We start from the raw sequence: 309 nt of genomic DNA on the forward strand, positions 1-309 counted from the left end.
GCTACACTTCCCAGCGCTTCGGCACCGCCGGCATCGAGGCCGCCTACAACGACACCCTGCGCGGCGAGCAGAAATTCGCTAGCTTCACAGACGTAGTGAACTCGCTTGCGGGCATCCAGACCAAGGGCAACGACGTCGTGCTTTCCATCGATTCCCGCATTCAGCAGGCGGCCCAGGACGCCCTGGCCAGGCAGGTGGGCGCCGTGGTGGCCTTGAACCCCGAGACCGGCGCCGTGTACGCCCTGGCCTCCTCCCCCACCTTCGACGCCGCCAATTACGAGGAGCTGCTCACGGCGGCTGCGGACGGCG

1 pseudogene is annotated in these 309 nt (G+C 67.3%); it reads left to right on the top strand.

Features of this window, described 5'->3' with window-relative positions:
* A pseudogene (locus NE591_RS13875) lies at nucleotides 1-309 on the top strand (peptidoglycan glycosyltransferase); the annotation flags it as partial.

The sequence above is a fragment of the Adlercreutzia sp. DFI.6.23 genome, assembly GCF_024462535.1.
Taxonomy (GTDB): domain Bacteria; phylum Actinomycetota; class Coriobacteriia; order Coriobacteriales; family Eggerthellaceae; genus Adlercreutzia; species Adlercreutzia rubneri.